Genomic DNA, 755 nt, shown 5'->3' with positions numbered 1-755 from the left:
GGAATTTCCTTCAGCTCCAAGGTAATTCGGCCGTCAGGAAATGTCTTAAGTTGGCCGCGCTGCACACCATCAGCTTTGAAATCGAAAAGCTGGTGGTAGCGAGTGCGACTTCGCTTCGCGGTAGCGCCCGGGCCTTGCAGGTTGCGCAAGATGAGCTCCAATTCGCGCACCGTTCTCTTGCCTTCGATAACTGCCGTCAGATGACGATCAGCGCCTTCCTCCCCGACACGGTCGAAGATCAACTTGAGGCAGTAGGCCGCCTGCAACCCCACACGATCAGCACTTTCTGCCATGCGCTCTAGAATGGCTCTCGGCAGTGCGTTCAGCGAAAGAACCTTGCTGACGTATGCCTTGTCTTTGGTGACCTTCTCAGCCAGCGAATTTTGATCCGCGACCACCTGTTGCTCGATCAATTGCTGCCACGCAATCGCGTCATCGAAGATTGACTGCCGCTCGTGGTCGTTGTTCGCTCGGTAAGCCGTGGTGTAGAGGTCGATGGGCAGTACGTCATGACGTTCTTCGGCATCGATGTGCGTCTCGCCCAGCGATCTCTTCGCACGCAGCCGACGCTCGCCGTCGATGATCACATACTTGCCAGGGAACTGAGGTAGGCGCGTGAACTTGATGGCCTCAATTTGGCCTTCCCTTTGAAGGGTTAGGGCCAACTCTTGGATTTTCGCCTCTGGATAGAAGACGCGAGGGTTGTACGGGTTCGAGACGCAATCGGCAATTGCGATGCTCTTGCGCCCACCAAC

General features: G+C 56.2%; 1 protein-coding gene. It reads right to left on the bottom strand.

Annotated elements, in window-relative coordinates; all coding sequences use genetic code 11:
* The coding region (locus ACRYR9_RS19750; RefSeq protein WP_432540227.1) for a ParB/RepB/Spo0J family partition protein at window positions 1-755 on the bottom strand (755 nt) is incomplete at both ends.

It is taken from the genome of Kineococcus auxinigenes (assembly GCF_050871525.1).
Taxonomy (GTDB): Bacteria; Actinomycetota; Actinomycetes; order Actinomycetales; family Kineococcaceae; genus Kineococcus.
The sequence above is the reverse complement of the archived record's forward strand: the minus strand, read 5'-3'. Positions and strand labels throughout refer to the sequence as shown.